This window comes from Streptomyces vulcanius (genome assembly GCF_042653945.1).
In the GTDB taxonomy this organism is placed as follows: domain Bacteria; phylum Actinomycetota; class Actinomycetes; order Streptomycetales; family Streptomycetaceae; genus Streptomyces; species Streptomyces mangrovi.
Genome location: NZ_JBHSFK010000006.1, coordinates 130,928 through 150,299 on the forward strand (window position 1 = coordinate 130,928; position 19,372 = coordinate 150,299).

Here is a 19,372-nt window from a genome sequence, read left to right on the forward strand (position 1 = left end):
TCAATATTGACCGAAGTCCGGTACAGGGTCGGGTGTCATCTCCAGCACGACGACCTCGTTGCGCATGCCGACGACCAGGCTGCTTCCCTCGGCGGCGACCGCCCCGGCCGGCAGGGGCAGGGCGATGGTGTCCCTCAGCTGCTGGAGCTCCAGGTCCCAGAGGCGGATCGCCGCGTCGGTGCCGGTGACGACGGCGTGCGGTCTGCCGCCGAGAGTGGTGCAGGTGAGGGCGTCGGTGACGACGGCAGGGGTGCGCAGAGCGGCATGGAGCGTCCCGTCGACGAGGTCCCAGACGCGGACGGCGCCGTCACTGCCCCCGGTGACCGCGTGCGGCCGACCGCCGATGACCGTGCACGCGACGGCCCGGATCCAGGCGTGGTGGCCGCACAGCGTGGCGCGGAGGGAGTTGTCGGTGAGGTCCCAGAGGCGGACGGCGCCGTCGCTGCCGCCGGTGACCGCGTGCGGCCGTCCCTCGACGGTCGTACACGCGATCGACTCGACGACGCTCTCGTCGCCCTCCACCGACAGGACACCGCGGGTCGTCCCGTCGGTCAGGTCCCAGACGCGCACTCCGGGGGAGTCGTCGGCGGTGAGGGCGTGCGGTCGTCCGTCGACGGTGGCGCACGCGACGGTCTGGACCCAGTTCGTATGGCCTCCCAGGCTGTGGCGCAGCGAGCCGTCGGTGAGGTCCCAGACCCGTACGACGTCGTCGTCGGCACCGGTGACGGCGTGCGGACGTCCGTCCAGGGTGGTGCAGGCGACGGCGTTGATGCTGCTGGTGTGGCCGTGCAGGGTGGTGCGCAGGGAGCCGGCGGCGAGGTTCCACACGCGGACCACCGCGTCGATGCCCGCGGTGAGGACACAGGACGTCTCGTCGATCGTCGTGCACACGGCCGCCCGGACCCAGTTCGTGTGGCCGCGCAGGGTGGCCCGGCGCGTTCCGTCGGTGAGGTCCCAGACGCGCCCGATCCCGTCCGTGCCCGCGGTGACCGCGTGCGGCCGGTCTTCGACCGCCGTACAGGCGACGGCGCGGACGGCATGGGTGTGGCCGTGGAAGGTGGCCCTCGTCGTGCCGTCGGTGAGGTCCCAGACGCGCACCACCTCGTCGTCGCCCGCGGTGACCGCGTGCGGCCGGTCGTCGACGGTGACGCAGGCGACGGCGTTGATGATGTTGCTGTGGCCGTGCAGAGCGGTGCGCAGGAAGCCGTCGGTGAGGTCCCACACGCGGACGGTCGCGTCGGTGCCCGCGGTGACGGCGTGAGGGCGGTCGTCGAGCGTCGTGCAGGCGACGGCACGCACCCCCTTGGCGCCCTTGAGGGAGAGCCGCAGGCTGCCGTCGCCGAGGTCCCACACGCTGACGCCGCCGCTGCTCCCGCCCACCGCGTGCGGCCGTCCGTCGACGGTGACGCACGTGAGGGACTCGGCGAGGCCGCTGTGGCCGAGAGCGGCGCGGAGAGTGCCGTCGGTGAGGTCCCACACCCGGACGTCGACGGTGTTCCCCACCACGGCGTGCGGCCGGTCGTCGATGACGGTGCAGGCGAGGGCCAGGGCCGTGCCGCAGTCGAGGACGGTACGGAGTGTGCCGTCGGTCAGGTCCCGCACGTGTACGGGCCCGTCGGTCAGCGCGACGAGGGCGTGCGGACGTCCGTCGATGGCGGTGCACGCGAGGACGGGGGCCGCGTCGCAGTCGAGGCTGTCGCGGAGGGTGCCGTCGGCCAGGTCCCAGATGTGTACGACTCCGCCGTCAGCGACGGTCAGGACGTGCGGACGTCCGTCGATCGTGGTGCTCGCCACGGCCGCCACGTCGGGCCCAACGCCGGCGAGAGTGCCGTGCAGGGCCGGATGCACCAGCGACCCGGTGGCCCACCGGGGCCGCCAGGACAGGCCCCTGGCCAGCTCCCGGGCCAGGTCGTCCTCCGCGTAGCGCGCGGCGTCGATCGCGAGGATGTCGCGACGCGGACGGGGACCGGCCGAGGCGTGGACGGCGGCGGAGGCCCGGTAGACGGCGCACCTCAGCCGGCACTCGTCGGAGTTCGTGGCGTGCAGGGCGCGCAGGAGCTGGGCGGGAGCGGCGTGGACCAGGAACCCGCCGTCGTGCAGCAGCAGGTCGAGGCACCGGCCCGCCGCGGCGTGGGTGGCGAGGTGGTCGCGCAGATAGGGATGGGCGGCCGACCAGTCGGCGGCGCCGGAGCGGGGGTCGTGGGGAACCTGCCGCAGCAGGGCCGAGGCGATCACCCGGTGCGCGGAGACCTCGCTGCCGGGGTCGCGCAGATGCTCCGCCATGGTCTCGTGGAAGAGCCGGTAGGCGGAGCCCGACGCGGTCGCCGTCTCGACGAGGTAGGCGCCCGCCTCCTCGTGCAGCCAGCGCAGGTCGTCCTGGGGGCAGGGCACCCCCGAGAGCGCCTCGGCCAGTGGCGCCCACACCGTGGACCAGGGGAGCCCCTCCCCCTGCGCGTAGGCCAGCGGGCGCAGCAGACGCTCGGCCTTCGCGCGGTGGCGGCCGAACCGGGCCAGATAGGCGGCGAAGGCCTGGCCGGCGTCGCTGGGAAGCTCCCTCTCCCACTCCGGACGCCCGGTGTCGACCGTGAACTGGCCCTGCACCAGCGCCCGTGCCGTCATCCTGGCGACGAGGAAGGAGTTCCCCGCGCGTCGGGCGATGCCCGCGGCCACCTCGGCCGCCTCTTCCGGACGCCCCCTGTAGGGCGAGCGGCTGTCGGGATCGGCGGCGTCCAGGAGGAGCGCGGTCGCGTACGCGCCGACGTCGTCCGGGCCGGCGTAGGCCGCGGAGTCGAGGTCGAGGGGCACCACCGCCCTGCCCAGCGAGGGGATCAGCGGACGTCGGGTGCCGACGACCAGCCGGACGGCCGGCAGGGTGCTCAGCGGTTGCAGCAACTCCCGGGCCACGCGGCTGCCTTCGGCGGTGTCGCCCGCCGTGCCCGCCTCGTCGAGCGCGTCCACCACGACGACGAGCGGCCGGGTTCGCTCGCCCAGCGCGTGCAGCAGCTCCTCGCAGTCGACGCCCCGGCCCAGACCGACCGCCGAGGCCAGATCGGCGGCCAGTTCCTCCAGCAGAGCGCGCCTGGCGTGCAGCCGGACGACCGGCAGCCCCGGCGGGGGCAGCGCCCGCGAGGCGGTGGCGGCGCGCGCGGGGTGGTCGGGGTCGGCCAGCATCACGAACCGGCCGAGCAGCGACGACTTTCCCGACCCCGGGTTGCCGGTGACCACCCGGGCCTTGCGGTCGTGCCGTGGCGCGGCCAGCCAGGCGGCCAGCGCCGCCAGCGCGGAGGTGCGGCCGGTGAAGTAGTCGCCCGGGTCGCTCGCGTGCTCGACGCCACGGCCCCGCGTCTCGAAGTGGCCGCGGGTCTGCCGGCGCAGCCGGGTCAGGGTCTCGACGTCCAGGTCGTCGGCGGGCAGACCGGGGAGGTGGGCCGGGTTGCGGAAGAACGGCGCCTGCCCCTTGCCGTCCACGGTGGAGTGACTGGCGTGCTGGTGGGGGTGCGCGGTGCGGAAGATCTGGTTGACGCACGCGGTCACCTCGGGGACCCCCAGGAACTCCTGCCGCGCGCCCGCCTGAGGATTCCTCAGGACCTGGGCCAGCGCCGGCACGAAGGCGTTCTCCCGGGCCCGCTCCTTGCCCCGGGCGGCGGCCATCATCCAGCGTCCGGCCGTGTCGCGCTGGGCGTGGGCCAGCTCCGCGGCCAGCTTCGCGGCGTCCCCGGTGCCGGCCCCCGCGTAGCAGGTGTCGAGCATGACGAGCAGATGTCCGACCGCGCTGGTCATCAGCGGACGGCACAGTTCCTCGCTGGCCAGCGCCGTGGTGAAGCGTCCGGCCCTGCTGGTCGCGCACAGGAGGTAGTGCCGCCGGTCGGCCGCCCTGACCCCGTGCCCGGCGAAGTACACGACCACGACGTCACGCGGACCGAGTTCGGCGGACAGCGCCCACTCCTCGACGCGCTCGGCCAGGTCCCGGCCCGGATCGGCCGCCAGTTCGGGCAGGGCGAGCGAGTAGCCCATGGGCTCCAGCAGTTCGCGTACCGTCGCGACATCGTGCGGTACGCCGGGAAGGTCGTCGATCAGCGGATCCTCGTACGTGCCGGCGCCCACGGCGATGAGGAACCTGCGCTCCGCCTTTGCCACGCGCTCAGCCCTTCAGCCCCTGCGAGACGGCGGTGCCGGTACTCGGCGCGGTGAGGTAGCGCGACAGGTCGTGCATGCGTACGCCGTTGCTGATCGACACGTCGTCGACCCGGTCCCCGAAGCGCGAGGCCAGCCGGTCGACCAGGGCGACGATGTCCCCGCGGTCGGTGACGTTCGTCCACCGCTCGACCGCGCCGGGCCAGGCGCCCGTCCCCTCGGCCGGGGGAGGCAGCAGCCGGTCGAAGACCACGCCGCGCGTGCCCAGCGGCGAGCCCAGGGTGACGAAGTCGGTGACCGGCCAGTCCGGGTGGGCGCACAGCGCCTCGTAGGCGACCACCGAGCCGAGCGAGTGGGCCACGAGGACGCGCGTGTCGTCGGCGATCTCCGCCCCGACACGCGCCTGTGCCGCGAGCCTCAGCCCGGGTTCCGTCAGGTAGCGGCGCACCTGCTTCAGGGCGAGGATCAGCAGCCGGTCGGACACCTTGGCGAAGAACCGGGAGGCGCTCAGCGCGTCGAGAGCCGCCCGGACCCGGTCCGAGAGCAGCAGCCGCGAGGCGCCGTATCCCACCGGGCCGCGCTGACCGGTGGCGTCCGGCCCGAGGACCTCAGGCTCGATCGCCGCCGCCCGCTCCCACCACGCCCGCAGCAGCTCGGCCTCGATGCCGTCGGCCACGTCCGTCTCGTCCCAGTCCGGCGGATCGGCCGACCGGGTGCCCGGCTCGACGTACAGGTCGCCGTAGAACGCACAAACCACGTCCCGCGCCTCGAGCCGTGGCCCGCCCGCCAGCCGTACGCCGTCCCGCAGCGCGGCCCCCGCCTCCAGGCCCATCGACTCGGGCCCCCGGAACTCCTGCCCCACACCGTGCACGACGACAACCCGCGCCATGGCTCCCCCGATCAGCGACACCAGCGTCCTACTGGTCTACCCGACAACGGCCTCCCGGACAGCGGCTTGTCCCGATCTACGCCCACATCGCGCCCACATCGACTCCCGTGCGTGCTGTTCAGATCACCTGCACCCCGGTTTCGGTCGCCACCCCGTCGACGACGCGGTAGGCGCGCAGCAGGGGCCCTTCGGGCGAGACGACGGCATAGTGCGCGCCGGGTTCGTTGGCGTAGGCGATGTCGATCCTGGACAGCTGCGCCTCGGGGAGCGGCGTCGAGTGGTAGATGACCAGGAGTTCTTCGTCGAGGTCGTCCATCTCCCGGTACAGCGCGACGAGTTGCTTTGGGTTCATCTCGTAGAAGGTGGGGGAGCGGGCCGCGTTCTCCATGGGGACGTGCCGCCGCGCGCGGCCGTTCGCCCCGACGACCACACCGCACGCAATGTCGGGATAATCCGTCCGGGCGTGCTCGATGATCCGGTCGTAGATGTGCCGGGGAAGGACCAGCGCGGTCGCGTCCTCGGCAGACGTCCCACCGGCGGGCGCGTCGGCGGCGGGCGGCCTGGCCCGGACGATGTCCAGATCGAACTCCGGGCGGAAGGCCTCGGCGAGACACGCCTGCAGAGCCTTGAGGTCGCCGGGGTGGAGCGGTTCGAGCTCCCGCTCCACGGCCGCACGGCCCTCGACCAGACGTGCCGCGACCGCGAACCGGACGACGGGCGCGAGTCGTTCGAGGGGGCGCTGCCGCAGCGCGCACCAGATCAGCTGCTGCGCGCAGCCGACCGCCCCGGCGCCGATCACACGGCGCGCGATGGTGATCACGTCGCGCTCGTCGGGCAGGGCGGCCGCGGAGCTCAGGACGTCCCGCGCGAGGGGCGACCCGGGAGGCAGCAGGCCCTGCGCGACGACCAGCGTCTCCAGATACCCGACGGCGTCCTCCGGGGGCGGCTGGAGGAAGCGCGCGCGCAGTTCCGGACGGTGTTCCAGGAGCGTGAGGACGCCGACGAGCTGGGCGCCGTCCGCGGCCAGCACCTGACGGGACGCGTGGGCGACGAGCAGCCGCAGGGTCTCCTCCATGGCGGCGTCCGGCAGGTCCCGCAGGACGTCGTACCACGGCATGGCGGCGCCCCCCTCCAGGGTGGCGAACAGCACCTCGGCGGCCGCCCCGGGCATGCCCGTCGTGTGAAAATGAGCGACGGCCTGGACGAGCTCCCGCGGTGACCCCGCGGGAGGACAGCCGTTCCCGGACCGGGGCGCGCCGGCCCGGGCGCGGACCCACCGCGCCTGCCCCGCGCGTCCGGCCGCCTCCAGGGCCGCCGCGCAGGCCACGGCCGAGGCCACCGTCGCCTGCGCGGCGCAGGCGACGAGAGCCACGCCCAGATGACCGTGGTTCCGGGCGGTCAGCGCCGTGACGACCGCGGCGTACGGCTGCCCCGGCCGCTGGAGCACGATCTGCAGCATCAGCTCGTCCCGGACCCCCTGCGCGCTGTCGCAGAGGGCGTTGGCGAGCTGCTCCACGGACTCCGTCGCCACCCACCGGGACAGCAGCCAGCACGCGTCCTGCCGCAACTCGTCGGACCAGAAGTCATGAGCGAGCGGTACGACCGTGTCGGCGCGCGCGGGAACAGTGCTCAGCATCAGCTGCACATACGGCCCGAGGCCCTGCCGGTAGAGCTCCATGGCCAGCTCCGCCACCAGCGCGGGGAACCGCGTGCCCGCTCCCGTGAGGAGCGGCTGGACCAGCCAGCCGGGCCTGCGCGACCGCAGCACGGAGGCGAGATCGGCGGCGGTGAACGACACCCGGCCGCCCGCGTGGTGCGCCAGGGAGGCGGCGAGACGCCGGTGGCGACGCTCGTGAACGGCCCCGGCCACGTCGAGGAACCGCGTCAGGGAGCCGGCCCCGTCGCCGGCGGCCGGGCAGAGCGTGTCGTCGTCGAGCCCCGCGTCCGCCAGACCGGTGAGGATCTCGGCCGCCCGCTCCGCGGGACGTCGTACCGCCCGGCCGACCAGACGGTGCGACAACCGCGGGTGGTGCGGGAACAGCCGGTCCACCACCTCCACGACATCGCCGGCAGGGCGTCGCGCGACGTACTCGAACAGCACGTCCACGGCGTCCTCCGGGGGCCCGTCCGGCGAGGCCGTCGCCATGGGCAGCCTGCTCTCGGCGAGCGCGGCCCACAGAACCAGCAGGTCGGCCGGGGCATGCCTGCCGAGGTGGGCCAGCAGGGTGCCGAGCGCCGCCGGCGACCGGGCACCGAGATGGCTCGCCAACTGCTCCAACTGGTCGGGCCGCGCCGAGCGGAATTCGGTCAGCAGCCACTCCAGCTCACGGTGGGCGGGCGGGCCCGCGGCGAGGCGAGCGGCGGTCTCGGCGACGGTGTCGACGGGAGCCTGCGCCGCCCGCCCGAGCAATCGCGCGGCGACGTCGCTCCGGCCTGCGTTCGTCAGAGCGCGCGCGAGGAACTCGACCGCGGTGGGCCTGCGCCGGGCCGCCGCCTCCATCGCCACGGTCACATACCGCTGCTCGTTCCTCAGGCCGGAGAACCGCCGGAGCAGTGAGAGAACGTAGCGTGGACTGCGACGCGTCACCGCGTCACGCACCAGACCGTCCGCCTCCGGCTGCCGGTCCTCCCGCTCCAGCACCACGAGCAGATCGGCGACATCGCTCATCGACCGCGGGTGCACGGCGGCGTCCAACAGCCGCGTGGCGTACGGCCGCAGCTCCTCCGACGACAGCAGATGGCTCAGCAGGCCCCGCGCGTCGGCCAGGACGGCGGTGTCGAGCAGCATTCCGATCTCGGCGGTCGCATCGGCCCTCTCCAACTCCCGCAGCAGCTCCACCACGGCCGTGGGCGGCTGTTCGGACGCGTGCCGGAACAACTGCTCCAGGTGCGGCGGCCGGTACCCGGCGTCCCCCAGCGCCTGGATCAGCGCCGCCACCTGGTCGCCGGGCCGGCCCGCGGCAGCCGACAGCACCTGGTGCACCGCGTCCGTGTCCCCCTCGTCCGCCAGCTCGGCCAGCAGATCGGCGACGGCCGTCTCCGTGCCGAAGAGGGCGGTCTCCAGCAGCCGGTGCTCGCGGGCGGCCGCCCCGGAGCCCTCCGCCCCGGCGTCCTCCGGTCCGGCTACGGCGTCGTCCACCGCGTCGGTTTCGTCGTCGCCCGGCCCGAACACGTCCCCGTCGTCGGAGCCGGTCTCCGGCAGCAGTGCCCGCGACAGCCGCCGCTCGGCCCGCCGAACGGCGGCGTCGGCATCGGCGAGGACCGCGCTCTCACTGTCCCGCTGCTCGTTGGCCGCCCGGGCCGCGTCCCGCTCGGCGCGCACCTGCCGCAGCGCGGCGGCGACCAGGGCCAGCTCCTCCTCGACCGCCTCCCGCCCGGCCATCTCCTCCAGCAGCTTCCGCTGTACGTCGGCGAGCTGCAGACGAGCGGTGTCGGCACTCTGCTCGGCATGCCGGCGCTGCCGCCCGACGCGGTTGACGGCACTGTGCAGCGTGCCGATCCTGCCGCGCAGCAGCGCCTTCTGTTCGGCCAGCTCGGTCTCGACCTCGATCAGCTGCTTGCGGGCGTGCGCCAGCCGGGCCGACGCGTCGTCGCGCTCCCGCTGCGACCGTGCCAGCTGGGCCACGGCCGTGGCCCTGAGCATGTCGGCCTTGTGCAGCAGCTTCTGCGTCCGCACCAGTTCCTTCTTCACCTGCCGCTCCGCCGACCAAGCGCGCTCGCACTCGGCCTGGTAGGCCTGACAGGCCTGCTCCGTCAGGAACAGCTCGGGCAGATGCGAACCGGCCGCGTCCAGGGCGCGCAGATGGGCGAGGTCCAGCTCCTGGCGCTGTGCGCGGCTCAGGCGCCGTCCCGTCTCGCGCCGTGCGAGCCGCAGCAACCGGTCCAGCTCGGTGAACGTCGGAATCTTCCGCACCGGGGAGAGGCTGTCCGACGTGGGGCCCAGCACGTCGTGCAACAGCTCGGCGAGCCGTCTGCCGGCCTCGGTCGCCGAGAGCTCCGGCCCGCCGGGCGGCCGCCCCTGCGCTCTCGGTTCGAGCTCCCCGTGCCGCTCTTCCTCAGGCGACGTCCCCAACGTTCCCCCACCGTTCTCCGCCCGGCCGTGCCCAGGGCGGTCCCACACGACCCCTCCGACAGACGCCACCCAACGGGAACAGGACCGCCGACGAGGGACATACAGCATGCTCGATACAAACCCGGCACGCATCCGCTTCCGTCACACAGCCATCGGCTCCCCGGGAACGCGGCAGGCCCGGCACCTCCCGGCACCGGACCTGGTATGCGCTCGACTTCCGGACCCGCCGGGCCCGGAAGGTGCGCTCACGCGTCAGGGATGTCGGCCCTGGCGCGCAGCAGTGTTTCGCGGGTGATGACGACGATGCGCTCGTAGTCCGCGCGCGAGGCGTCGGACGGAAGCTCCCCGTCGAGTTTCTCCGTCGCGTCCCTGCCGATCACGGCGAAGCTCCCGTCGGACAACTCGAAGATGTCAGGGCAGTTGCCTCCTCCCGTGCTCCCCCGTTCACTAGGGGGCACACCGATACGACGGATGATCTGACTCACTGTTGGTTTCCTCTGACTTTCAACGCTGACGAGCTTGCGCACGGAGGCTGCGGGGCGAGAAGGCGACCCTGTGGGGCGCGTTCGTCATCCGGCGGCAGAACGACGGTCTCATGGGGTCGCCCTGCGCGATCACGTGTGAGTCAACCCCAGCCGCGCCTGGGACAACGCCGGACTTCACCCGTTCGTTATGGGCCGACGGCGTGAACCTCCGGGCGCGCGCCCGCTACTCGCCCGGGGGCTCGCCGACCACCCACCACTCGTCGATGTCGGCCTCCTCCAGCTGCCGCAGCAACTCGTCGACCATGCGCCCCAGGTCGGCTTCCTCGGAGCCGTCGGGGAGCGTCGCCCGCTGGCCCTGCGTCGCGTACCAGTACTCGCGCACGACCGGGTTCTGCAGCAGGCCCCGCATCCGGCCGTGGAACTCCTCGCGGGTGAGGTTGCCGATGCGGTAGTAGAACAGCAGATTCGTGTAGAGGGCGTTCGCGAAGAGGTACTGCCGTCGCTTCTGGGGAGAGGCGGGGACCTCGAAGATGTCCAGCACCTCGGCGAGTTCGGGGCTGTCGATCGCCTTGCTCAGCAGTTCCCAGTGCAGCCGCTGCTGATGAGCCAGGTTGGCGTGGGGCGGCGTCGAGACCGACCGCTCCAGGTGCTCGAGCCGCAGACGCAGGGCGTCGAGTGTGCTGCGCTGTACGGTCAGTGCGGCGAAGGCCCCGGCAACCATGCCGAGGCCCGCCGCCGCGACGGGACCCAGTGCCCGTACCCGCGACTTCCGTGTGGCCATGTCAATTACTCCCGATTCGGGCGGCCGTGCGCCGGTCGTCGGGGTGCGGGTGGGCTGACGGGGACCGGCGAGCGGTGGGCGGCGCTTGCCGTCTCCCAGGGTGCCGAGCGGCTCTGATCGGCGGGGGAGGCGGAGGGGAGGCGCACAGAGGGAAGCGAGGGTCGCACGACAGGGCGCCTATTCCGACGTCTGCCCCGCGCGTGCTGCTGACAACCGTTCACCTCACGGGCTTTCCCACGGCTCGTATCCTGGGGCCGCATTCCATCCTCGTACGCGCGCCGGAGCCGTGAGCCGGTGCACGCGTAGGTGTCAGAGAGGTCGCACGGTGACGCAGAGCCGCAGTCCGCAGCAGATCCCGGTCGTCGTCCTCGCCGGATTCCTCGGCTCCGGCAAGACGACCCTGCTCAACCATCTCCTCCACCGCAGCGGCGGCAGCCGGATCGGCGCGATCGTGAACGACTTCGGGGCCATCGAGATCGACGCCATGGCCGTGGCCGGCGCGCTCGGGGACTCCACCGTCTCGCTCGGCAACGGCTGCCTGTGCTGCGCCGTCGACGCGAGCGAACTCGACGTCTACCTGGAGCGGCTCGCCCACCCCGCCACCGGCATCGACGTGATCGTCATCGAGGCCAGCGGTCTCGCCGAACCCCAGGAACTGGTGCGGATGCTGCTCGCCAGCGAGCACCCGGGAATCGTGTACGCCGGTCTCGTCGAGGTCGTCGACGCCGCCGAGTTCGACGCGACCCGGGCGAAGCACCCCGAGATCGACCGCCATCTCGCCCTCGCCGACCTCGTCGTCGTCAACAAGCTCGACCGCGCGCCCGACGCCGAGCGAGTCCTGGCGCTCGTGCGCTCCCTCACCGACCACGCCGCCGTCGTCCCGGCGACCTACGGCCGGGTGGACCCCGAGCTCCTCTTCGACTGCCGGCCGAACGAGGAACGCATCGGGCAACTGTCCTTCGACGACCTCCACGAGCACGGGCAGGAACGGCACGAGGGGCATCTGCACGCCATGTACGACACCCTCTCCTTCGTCTCCGAAGTCCCCCTCGACCCGCGCCGGCTGACGGCGTTCCTCGACACCAGGCCCGAGGGCCTCTACCGGATCAAGGGGTACGTCGACTTCGGCGCCCACGACGTCATGAACCGGTACGCCGTGCACGCCGTCGGCCGGTTCCTGCGCTTCTACCCGGAGCCCTGGAGCCCGAGCCCCGGTGCCGCCGAGGGCCGCCTCACCCAGCTGGTCCTCATCGGCTCCGGCATCGACGCCCCCGCCCTCACCAAGGAACTCCGGGCCTGCGAGAGCGACGCCCCGCACACCGCCGACGAACACGGCATGTGGGGCGTCCTGCGCTATGTGCGCGGCCCGCAGGACGACGACCCGCCCGAGGCCTAGACCGGCCCCGCCACCACGCCCACCGTCTTCCCCAGCGAGATCCCCGAGCCGTCGCGGCGCGGGTCCATCTCCGGGAGTTCGGCGGGCAGCCCGTTCTTCTGGGCCGCCTTCGCGGGGACGGCGCCCGCCCAGGCGAAGGACAGACAGTCCTCGCCCTTCAGGAACCGCTGGCAGCGCACACCGCCGGTGGCCCGGCCCTTGCGCGGGTACTGGTCGAACGGGGTCAGCTTGGCGGTCGTCTGCACCGAGTCGTCCAGCGTGCCCCGCGAGCCCGCGACCGTGAAGACCACCGCGTCCGCCGCCGGGTCCACGGCCGTGAACGAGATGACCTTCGCACCGTCGGTGAGCTTGACGCCCGCCATACCGCCCGCCGGCCGGCCCTGCGGGCGGACCTGCGCGGCCTGGTAGCGCAGCAGCTGGGCGTCGTCGGTGATGAAGACCAGGTCCTCCTCGCCGGTGCGCAGCTCGATCGCGCCGACGATCCGGTCACCCTCCTTGAGGGTGATGACCTCCAGCTCCTCCTTGTTGGACGGATAGTCGGGCACCACCCGCTTGACCACGCCCTGTTCGGTGCCGAGCGCCAGGCCCGGCGACGACTCGTCCAGCGTGATCAGGCAGACCAGCGTCTCGTCGCCCTCCAGGGAGACGAACTCCGACAGCGGGGCACCGCCCGCCAGGTTCGGCGTCGCCGCCGTGTCCGGGAGCTGCGGCAGATCGACGACGTTGATCCGCAGCAGCCGGCCCGCCGAGGTGACCGCGCCGATCTCCCCGCGCGCGGTGGCCGGCACCGCCGAGATGATCACGTCGTGCTTGACGCGCTTGCCCTCCATGTCCTCGGAGGCCTCCGCGAACGGGTCGCCGTTCGCCGTACGGGCCAGCAGACCCGTCGAGGACAGCAGGACCCGGCACGGGTCGTCCGCGACCTGCAGCGGCACGGTGGCGGCCGTGGAGCCCGACGACTCCAGCAGGACCGTACGCCGCTCGGTGCCGAACTTCTTCGCCACCGCGGCCAGTTCGGCCGAGACCAGCTTGCGCAGCTCCGCGTCCGAGTCCAGGATCCGGGTCAGCTCCGCGATCTCCGCGTTGAGCCGCTCCTTCTCCGCCTCCAGCTCGATCCGGTCGAACCTGGTGAGCCGGCGCAGCGGGGTGTCGAGGATGTACTGGGTCTGCACCTCCGACAGCGAGAAGCGCTCCATCAGGCGCTCCTTGGCCTGCGCGCTGTTGTCACTGGAGCGGATCAGCCGGATGACCTCGTCGATGTCGACGAGGGCGGTCAGCAGGCCCTCCACCAGGTGCAGCCGGTCGCGGCGCTTGGTGCGGCGGAACTCGCTGCGCCGGCGGACCACGGTGAAGCGGTGGTCGAGGTAGACCTCCAGGAGCTCCTTGAGGCCCAGCGTGAGCGGCTGGCCGTCCACCAGTGCCACGTTGTTGATGCCGAAGGACTCCTCCATCGGCGTCAGCTTGTACAGCTGCTCCAGGACCGCCTCCGGCACGAAGCCGTTCTTGATCTCGATGACCAGGCGCAGGCCGTGTGCGCGGTCGGTGAGGTCCTTGACGTCGGCGATGCCCTGGATCTTCTTGGAGCCGACCAGGTCCTTGATCTTGGCGATGACCTTTTCGGGGCCGACGGTGAACGGCAGTTCGGTGACGACCAGGCCCTTGCGGCGGGCCGTGACCGTGTCCACCGACACCGTGGCGCGGATCTTGAAGGTGCCGCGGCCGGTCTCGTAGGCGTCCCGGATGCCGGAGAGGCCGACGATCCGGCCGCCGGTGGGCAGGTCGGGGCCCGGGACGAACCTCATCAGGGCGTCCAGATCCGCGCCGGGGAAGCGGATCAGGTGGCGGGCCGCCGCGATGACCTCGCCCAGGTTGTGCGGCGGCATGTTGGTGGCCATGCCGACCGCGATCCCGGACGCGCCGTTGACCAGCAGGTTCGGGAAGGCGGCGGGCAGTGCCACCGGCTCCTGCTCCTGGCCGTCGTAGTTGGGCGAGAAGTCGACCGTGTCCTCGTCGATCGACTCCGTCATCAGGCTCGTCGCCTGGGCCTGACGGCACTCGGTGTACCGCATGGCGGCCGGCGGGTCGTCGTTGCCCAGCGAGCCGAAGTTGCCGTGGCCGTCGACCAGCGGCACGCGCATGGAGAAGGGCTGTGCCATCCGCACCAGGGCGTCGTAGATCGACGCGTCGCCGTGCGGATGCAGCTTGCCCATGACCTCGCCGACGACGCGCGCGCACTTCACATAGCCGCGCTCGGGCCGCAGGCCCATCTCGTTCATCTGGTAGACGATGCGGCGGTGCACCGGCTTGAGGCCGTCGCGGGCGTCCGGCAGGGCGCGGGAGTAGATGACCGAGTACGCGTACTCGAGGAAGGAGCCCTGCATCTCGTCGACGACGTCGATGTCGAGGATCCGCTCCTCGAACGAGTCGTCGGGCGGCGGGGTCTTCGTGCTGCGGCGGGCCATCGCTGCCGGCTCCTTGTTGGGGCGTGTGACGGGATCTGACGCGGTCCATTGTGGACCGTGGCACTGACAAGACGGGCCCAGGACCCAGACCTCTCATGATTGCCCGCAGGGTACGCCATCCCCGTCCCCGCTCCGTGTCCCGGATTCTCGCTCTCGGCGTACGACCTCCGGGAACTTCGCCCACTCACCGCACGCTTGCATACAGTGACAGGACCGGCAGGAACCGCGCGGTTTCCACGACCGCGTCCGCGATCGGAAGGACGTACATGCCCATGGGTCACACGGCCACAGCCCAGGCAGGCTCCGGGGGCCTGACAGCGACCGAGCACCGCCTGGCCAACGGCCTGCGCGTGGTGCTCTCCGAGGACCACCTGACCCCCGTCGCGGCGGTGTGTCTCTGGTACGACGTCGGCTCGCGCCACGAAGTCAAGGGCCGTACCGGCCTTGCTCACCTTTTCGAGCATCTGATGTTCCAGGGGTCCGCCCAGGTCAAGGGCAACGGCCACTTCGAACTGGTCCAGGGCGCCGGCGGCTCGCTCAACGGCACCACCAGCTTCGAGCGCACCAACTACTTCGAGACCATGCCCACCCATCAGCTGGAGCTCGCCCTCTGGCTGGAGGCCGACCGCATGGGCTCCCTGCTCGCCGCGCTGGACGACGAGTCGATGGAGAACCAGCGCGACGTCGTGAAGAACGAGCGCCGGCAGCGTTACGACAACGTCCCCTACGGCACCGCGTTCGAGCGGCTGACCGCCCTCGCCTACCCGGAGGGCCACCCCTACCACCACACGCCGATCGGCTCGATGGCCGACCTGGACGCGGCGACGCTGGAGGACGCGCGCGCGTTCTTCCGCACCTACTACGCGCCCAACAACGCGGTCCTTTCGGTCGTCGGCGACATCGACCCCGCCGAGACGCTCACCTGGGTCGAGAAGTACTTCGGCTCCATCGCCGCCCATGACGGCAAGCCCGAGCCGCGCGACGGCTCGCTGCCCGAGGTCATCGGCGGGCAGCTGCGCGAGGTCATCGAGGAGGAGGTCCCGGCCCGCGCCCTGATGGCCGCCTACCGTCTGCCGCAGGACGGCACGCGCGAGAGCGACGCGGCCGACCTGGCGCTCACCGTCCTGGGCGGCGGCGAGTCCTCCCGGCTCTACAACCGGCTGGTGCGCCGCGACCGTACGGCCGTCGCGGCCGGCTTCGGCCTGCTGCGGCTGGCCGGGGCGCCCTCCCTGGGCTGGCTGGACGTGAAGACGTCCGGGGATGTCGAGGTGCCCGTCATCGAGACCGCCATCGACGAGGAGCTCGCCCGGTTCGCCGAGGACGGCCCCACGGCCGAGGAGATGGAGCGCGCCCAGGCCCAGTTGGAGCGCGAGTGGCTCGACCGGCTCGGCACCGTCGCCGGCCGCGCGGACGAACTGTGCCGCTTCGCCGTCCTGTTCGGTGACCCGCAGCTCGCCCTCACGGCCGTCCAGCGCGTGCTGGAGATCACGCCCGAGGAGGTGCGGGAGGTCGCCAAGGCCCGCCTGCGCCCCGACAACCGCGCGGTGCTCGTCTACGAGCCGACCGCCCCCGAAACCCCCGCCGACCAGGACGAGAACGAGGAGGCGGCCCAGTGAGCGAGCTCGCCACGATGGACTTCCACCCCCAGCCCCGGGCGGGCGAGGCCAAGCCGTGGGCGTTCCCGGCGCCCGAACGCGCCGCCCTGGACAACGGCCTGACCGTGCTCCACTGCCACCGCCCCGGCCAGCAGGTCGTCGCCGTCGAGGTACTCCTCGACGCCCCCCTCGACGCCGAACCGGCCGGCCTGGACGGCGTCGCCACGATCATGGCGCGGGCCTTCTCCGAGGGCACCGACAAGCACTCCGCCGAGGACTTCGCCGCCGAACTGGAGCGCTGCGGCGCCACCCTCGACGCGCACGCCGACCACCCCGGCGTCCGCATCAGCCTGGAGGTGCCGGCCTCCCGCCTGCCCAAGGCGCTCGGCCTGCTCGCCGACGCCCTGCGCGCGCCCGCGTTCGCCGACAGCGAGGTCGAGCGTCTGGTCCGCAACCGCCTGGACGAGATCCCGCACGAGCTGGCCAACCCCTCCCGCAGGGCCGCCAAGGAGCTCTCCAAGGAGCTCTTCCCGGCGGGCACGCGGATGTCGCGCCCGCGCCAGGGCACCGCGGAGACCGTCGAGAAGATCGACTCGGCGGCCGTACGCGCCTTCTACGAGCGGCACGTCCGGCCCGCCACGGCCACCGCCGTGGTCGTCGGCGACCTCACCGGCGTCGACCTGGCGGCGCTCCTCGGCGACACCCTGGGCGCCTGGACGGGCTCCCCGGCCCAGCCCCGGCCGGTCCCGTCGGTGACGGCCGACGACGCCGGACGGGTCGTCATCGTGGACCGCCCCGGCGCCGTCCAGACACAGCTGCTGATCGGCCGGATCGGCGCCGACCGCCACGCGCGCGTGTGGGCCGCCCAGGTGCTCGGCACCTACTGCCTCGGCGGCACCCTCACCTCCCGTCTGGACCGTGTCCTGCGCGAGGAGAAGGGCTACACGTACGGCGTGCGCGCCTTCGGCCAGATCCTCAGGTCCGCGCCGGACGGCTCGGGCGCCTCGATGCTGGCCATCAGCGGCTCCGTCGACACCCCGAACACCGGTCCCGCCCTGGACGACCTGTGGAAGGTGCTGCGCACCCTCGCCGCCGAGGGACTGACCGACGCCGAGCGGGACGTCGCCGTGCAGAACCTGGTGGGTGTGGCCCCGCTGAAGTACGAGACCGCGGCGGCCGTCGCCGGCACGCTGGCCGACCAGGTCGAGCAGTACCTGCCCGACGACTACCAGGCCACGCTGTACCAGCAGCTCGCCGCCACCGGCACCGTGGAGGCCACCGCGGCGGCCGTCAGCGCCTTCCCGGTGGACCGTCTGGTGACCGTCCTCGTCGGCGACGCCGCGCAGATCAAGGAGCCCGTCGAGGCGCTCGGGATCGGCGACGTGAAGGTCGTCCCCGCGGAGTAGCCACGCGTGTGGGGGTCCTGGGCGGCGGGAGCGCGGTCGAGGGCCCCCAGATGCCCGAATTGAGCCAGAGGTTGCACGTCTGCCCTGTGGGATGCGCTACAAAACCCGCGATCCACTTGGGGATTGAAAGGGGCCCCGCTTAGCGTCAGGCGGGCTGTTCGTCAGGCAGTGCGCCGCAGCCGCGGCACCGGACAGTCATCGCCGAGTCCCCGTACGGCGCGAGCCAGGGGAGCCGGGGACCCATGAAGTCCCTGGGGTGAATCGGACGCCCGCGCCAGTCGCGAGGGGGTCCGTAGGAGACCTTCCTGCTCCGAACCCGTCAGCTAACCCGGTAGGCGAGAGGGAAGGAAAGGACCGCTCAACTACATGGCGTTCACCTGCGCCCCCGGGAAGCACCGTCGCCCCAGCCGGATGCAGCGCACCACCATCCGTGCGGCGGGCGTCGCGACGCTCGCCACCACCGGTGTCATGGCCACTGTCGCCGTCACTCCGGCCTTCGCCGCCGAGCCCACCCCCGAGGAGACCGGGCTGACGCCCGTCGTCGCCGCCGGTGAAGCAGCCGCCGAGCAGGTCGACGACCAGGTCGCCGTCCAGAAGGAGGCGGCGTACGAGGAGGCCGCGCGTGAGGCGGCGGCCAAGAAGGCCGTGGAGGACCGCGAGGCACGCGTGCGTGCCGCCCGGGAGGCCGAACGCAAGCGGCTGAACACCTTCGTGCCGCCGATCACCGGTTCCTACATCTCCACCGGCTACCACGCGAGCAGCTCCCTGTGGTCCTCCGGCAGCCACACCGGCATCGACTTCCACGCCGCGACCGGCACCACCGTGCACGCGGTCGGCCTGGGCACCGTCGTCGAGGCCGGCTGGGGAGGGTCGTACGGCAACCAGATCGTCATCAGGATGAACGACGGCACGTTCACCCAGTACGGCCACCTGTCGTCCATCGGGGTCTCGGTGGGCCAGCAGGTGACTCCCGGTCAGCAGATCGGCCTGTCCGGCGCGACCGGCAACGTCACAGGCCCGCACCTGCACTTCGAGGCCCGCACCACCGCGGAGTACGGCTCGGACATCGATCCGGTCGCCTACCTCCGCCAGCACGGCGTGAACGTCTGACGACACACGGCGACAGATCGTGCAGCCCCGGCCCCTCCGGCCGGGGCTTTCGTCGTTTCGGCGACCCCGCTGTCCAAAAAATATCCCTGGATTCCGGCCCGCCATCGGAAATTCCGTCCCATTGCAATAGAGTCACTGAACACGTCAATCGTCGACGTTTCACGGGGATTAAGGCGGAGGTCGGTCATGCGTATTCCGGCGCACTCGGTGTGCACGGCCATCCGGGACGACATCGTCGCGGGTGTCTACGAGCGCGGCAGCCGACTCACCGAGGAACTCCTCGCCCGCCGCTACGGCGTTTCCCGGGTTCCCGTCCGGGAGGCGCTGCGCACCCTGGAGGCCGAGGGCTTCGTCGTCACCCGGCGGCACGCGGGCGCGTGCGTCGCGGAACCGACCGAGCAGGAGGCCGCCGACCTGCTGGAGATGCGCATGCTCCTGGAGCCCCTCGGTGCCGCCCGGGCGGCGCAGCGGCGCACCGAGGCCCATCTGAAGGTGCTGCGCGGGCTCGTCCGGCTGGGCCAGGAGCGGGCCAGGAGGGGCAACAGCGAGGATCTGCGCTCCCTGGGCAGCTGGTTCCACGAGACGCTCGCCCAGGCCTCCGGAAGCCATGCCCTGACGTCCACGCTCACCCAGCTGCGGCACAAGATCGCCTGGATGTACGCGGTGGACGCGCCGGCCAACCCCGTGGAGTCCTGGGCCGAGCACGGCGCGATCGTGGACGCGGTGGCGCGCGGCGACGGGGAGCGCGCGCGGACGGTCACGGCGCTGCACACCGAGCGCGCGACGCTCGCACACCGGCTGCGCTTCTCCGGCGGCACCGAACGCGCCGACCGTGTGAGGACTTCGCAACCTGCCGTAAACATGACGGGTCTGCGGCATTAACACGGGGGCCGTATACAAAGAAGGGATATTCGGCGGAGCTGTATTTCCGCTGCCTTATTCCGTGCGCGCCTTCAATTTCTGAGGTGCGCCTTTCGTGTGCCCGCACGCGGATTTCCGCGTATGCCGCGGGTAATTTCCCCGGAGCCCGGGACCGAAACCC

At 72.4% G+C, this 19,372-nt stretch carries 11 protein-coding genes and 1 riboswitch; of the genes, 5 read left to right on the top strand and 6 right to left on the bottom strand.

All coding sequences use genetic code 11. The annotated features are described in order from the left end of the window. The 5 genes from ACFPIH_RS11480 to ACFPIH_RS11500 all read right to left on the bottom strand — a co-directional run bounded on the left by ACFPIH_RS11480 (window position 1) and on the right by ACFPIH_RS11500 (window position 10,361). Window positions 1-4,137 (bottom strand): AAA family ATPase, encoded by a 4,137-nt coding sequence (locus tag ACFPIH_RS11480; RefSeq protein ID WP_381173997.1) that lies wholly within the window; start codon window positions 4,135-4,137, stop codon window positions 1-3. Between the two features lie 4 nt (window positions 4,138-4,141). Beyond that, window positions 4,142-5,023 carry an antibiotic ABC transporter ATP-binding protein gene (locus ACFPIH_RS11485; RefSeq protein ID WP_381173999.1) on the bottom strand — a complete coding sequence of 294 codons (882 nt, stop codon included), beginning with the start codon at window positions 5,021-5,023 and terminating at the stop codon, window positions 4,142-4,144. A 118-nt stretch (window positions 5,024-5,141) separates the two neighbouring features. Continuing rightward, window positions 5,142-5,528 (bottom strand): M67 family metallopeptidase, encoded by a 387-nt coding sequence (locus ACFPIH_RS11490; protein WP_381174284.1) that lies wholly within the window; start codon window positions 5,526-5,528, stop codon window positions 5,142-5,144. Between the two features lie 3,812 nt (window positions 5,529-9,340). Further along, the gene (locus ACFPIH_RS11495) at window positions 9,341-9,568 is read right to left on the bottom strand and encodes a hypothetical protein (protein WP_381174286.1); all 228 of its coding nucleotides are present in this window, start codon (window positions 9,566-9,568) and stop codon (window positions 9,341-9,343) included. A 235-nt stretch (window positions 9,569-9,803) separates the two neighbouring features. Continuing rightward, complete coding sequence (locus ACFPIH_RS11500) at window positions 9,804-10,361, bottom strand: DUF6082 family protein (protein ID WP_381174001.1); 558 nt, start codon at window positions 10,359-10,361, stop codon at window positions 9,804-9,806. Between the two features lie 325 nt (window positions 10,362-10,686). Here ACFPIH_RS11500 and ACFPIH_RS11505 point away from each other — a divergent pair, with 325 nt between their 5' ends. Then, window positions 10,687-11,757, top strand: coding sequence for a CobW family GTP-binding protein (locus tag ACFPIH_RS11505; RefSeq protein ID WP_381174003.1), 1,071 nt, complete (start codon window positions 10,687-10,689; stop codon window positions 11,755-11,757). Here the strand turns inward: ACFPIH_RS11505 and ACFPIH_RS11510 are convergent. Further along, window positions 11,754-14,219, bottom strand: coding sequence for a DNA gyrase/topoisomerase IV subunit A (locus tag ACFPIH_RS11510; protein ID WP_381174005.1), 2,466 nt, complete (start codon window positions 14,217-14,219; stop codon window positions 11,754-11,756). The two genes, ACFPIH_RS11505 and ACFPIH_RS11510, sit on opposite strands and share 4 nt — an antisense overlap. Window positions 14,220-14,485: 266 nt before the next feature. Between ACFPIH_RS11510 and ACFPIH_RS11515 the strand changes: the two genes are divergently transcribed. The 4 genes from ACFPIH_RS11515 (at window position 14,486) to ACFPIH_RS11530 (ending at window position 19,212) form a co-directional block, all read left to right on the top strand. Next, the gene (locus ACFPIH_RS11515) at window positions 14,486-15,835 is read left to right on the top strand and encodes a M16 family metallopeptidase (protein ID WP_381174007.1); all 1,350 of its coding nucleotides are present in this window, start codon (window positions 14,486-14,488) and stop codon (window positions 15,833-15,835) included. Then, on the top strand, window positions 15,832-17,220 hold the full coding sequence (locus ACFPIH_RS11520) for a M16 family metallopeptidase (protein WP_381174009.1): 1,389 nt from the start codon (window positions 15,832-15,834) through the stop codon (window positions 17,218-17,220). Before ACFPIH_RS11515 ends, ACFPIH_RS11520 begins: the two co-directional genes overlap by 4 nt. 189 nt (window positions 17,221-17,409) lie before the next feature. Continuing rightward, window positions 17,410-17,573, top strand: a riboswitch (cyclic di-AMP (ydaO/yuaA leader). A gap of 13 nt (window positions 17,574-17,586) precedes the next feature. Continuing rightward, window positions 17,587-18,330: a M23 family metallopeptidase gene (locus tag ACFPIH_RS11525; protein ID WP_381174011.1), complete on the top strand. Its 744-nt coding sequence runs from the start codon at window positions 17,587-17,589 to the stop codon at window positions 18,328-18,330. A gap of 186 nt (window positions 18,331-18,516) precedes the next feature. Then, window positions 18,517-19,212, top strand: coding sequence for a GntR family transcriptional regulator (locus ACFPIH_RS11530; protein WP_381174013.1), 696 nt, complete (start codon window positions 18,517-18,519; stop codon window positions 19,210-19,212). Window positions 19,213-19,372 lie beyond the last annotated feature (160 nt).

Coding starts and splice junctions, on each gene's coding strand:
- ACFPIH_RS11510 (WP_381174005.1), bottom strand. CDS start 14,219: ATGGCCCGCCGCAGCACGAAGACCCCGCCGCCCGACGACTCGTTCGAG.
- ACFPIH_RS11515 (WP_381174007.1), top strand. CDS start 14,486: ATGCCCATGGGTCACACGGCCACAGCCCAGGCAGGCTCCGGGGGCCTG.
- ACFPIH_RS11485 (WP_381173999.1), bottom strand. CDS start 5,023: ATGGCGCGGGTTGTCGTCGTGCACGGTGTGGGGCAGGAGTTCCGGGGG.
- ACFPIH_RS11525 (WP_381174011.1), top strand. CDS start 17,587: ATGGCGTTCACCTGCGCCCCCGGGAAGCACCGTCGCCCCAGCCGGATG.
- ACFPIH_RS11500 (WP_381174001.1), bottom strand. CDS start 10,361: ATGGCCACACGGAAGTCGCGGGTACGGGCACTGGGTCCCGTCGCGGCG.
- ACFPIH_RS11530 (WP_381174013.1), top strand. CDS start 18,517: ATGCGTATTCCGGCGCACTCGGTGTGCACGGCCATCCGGGACGACATC.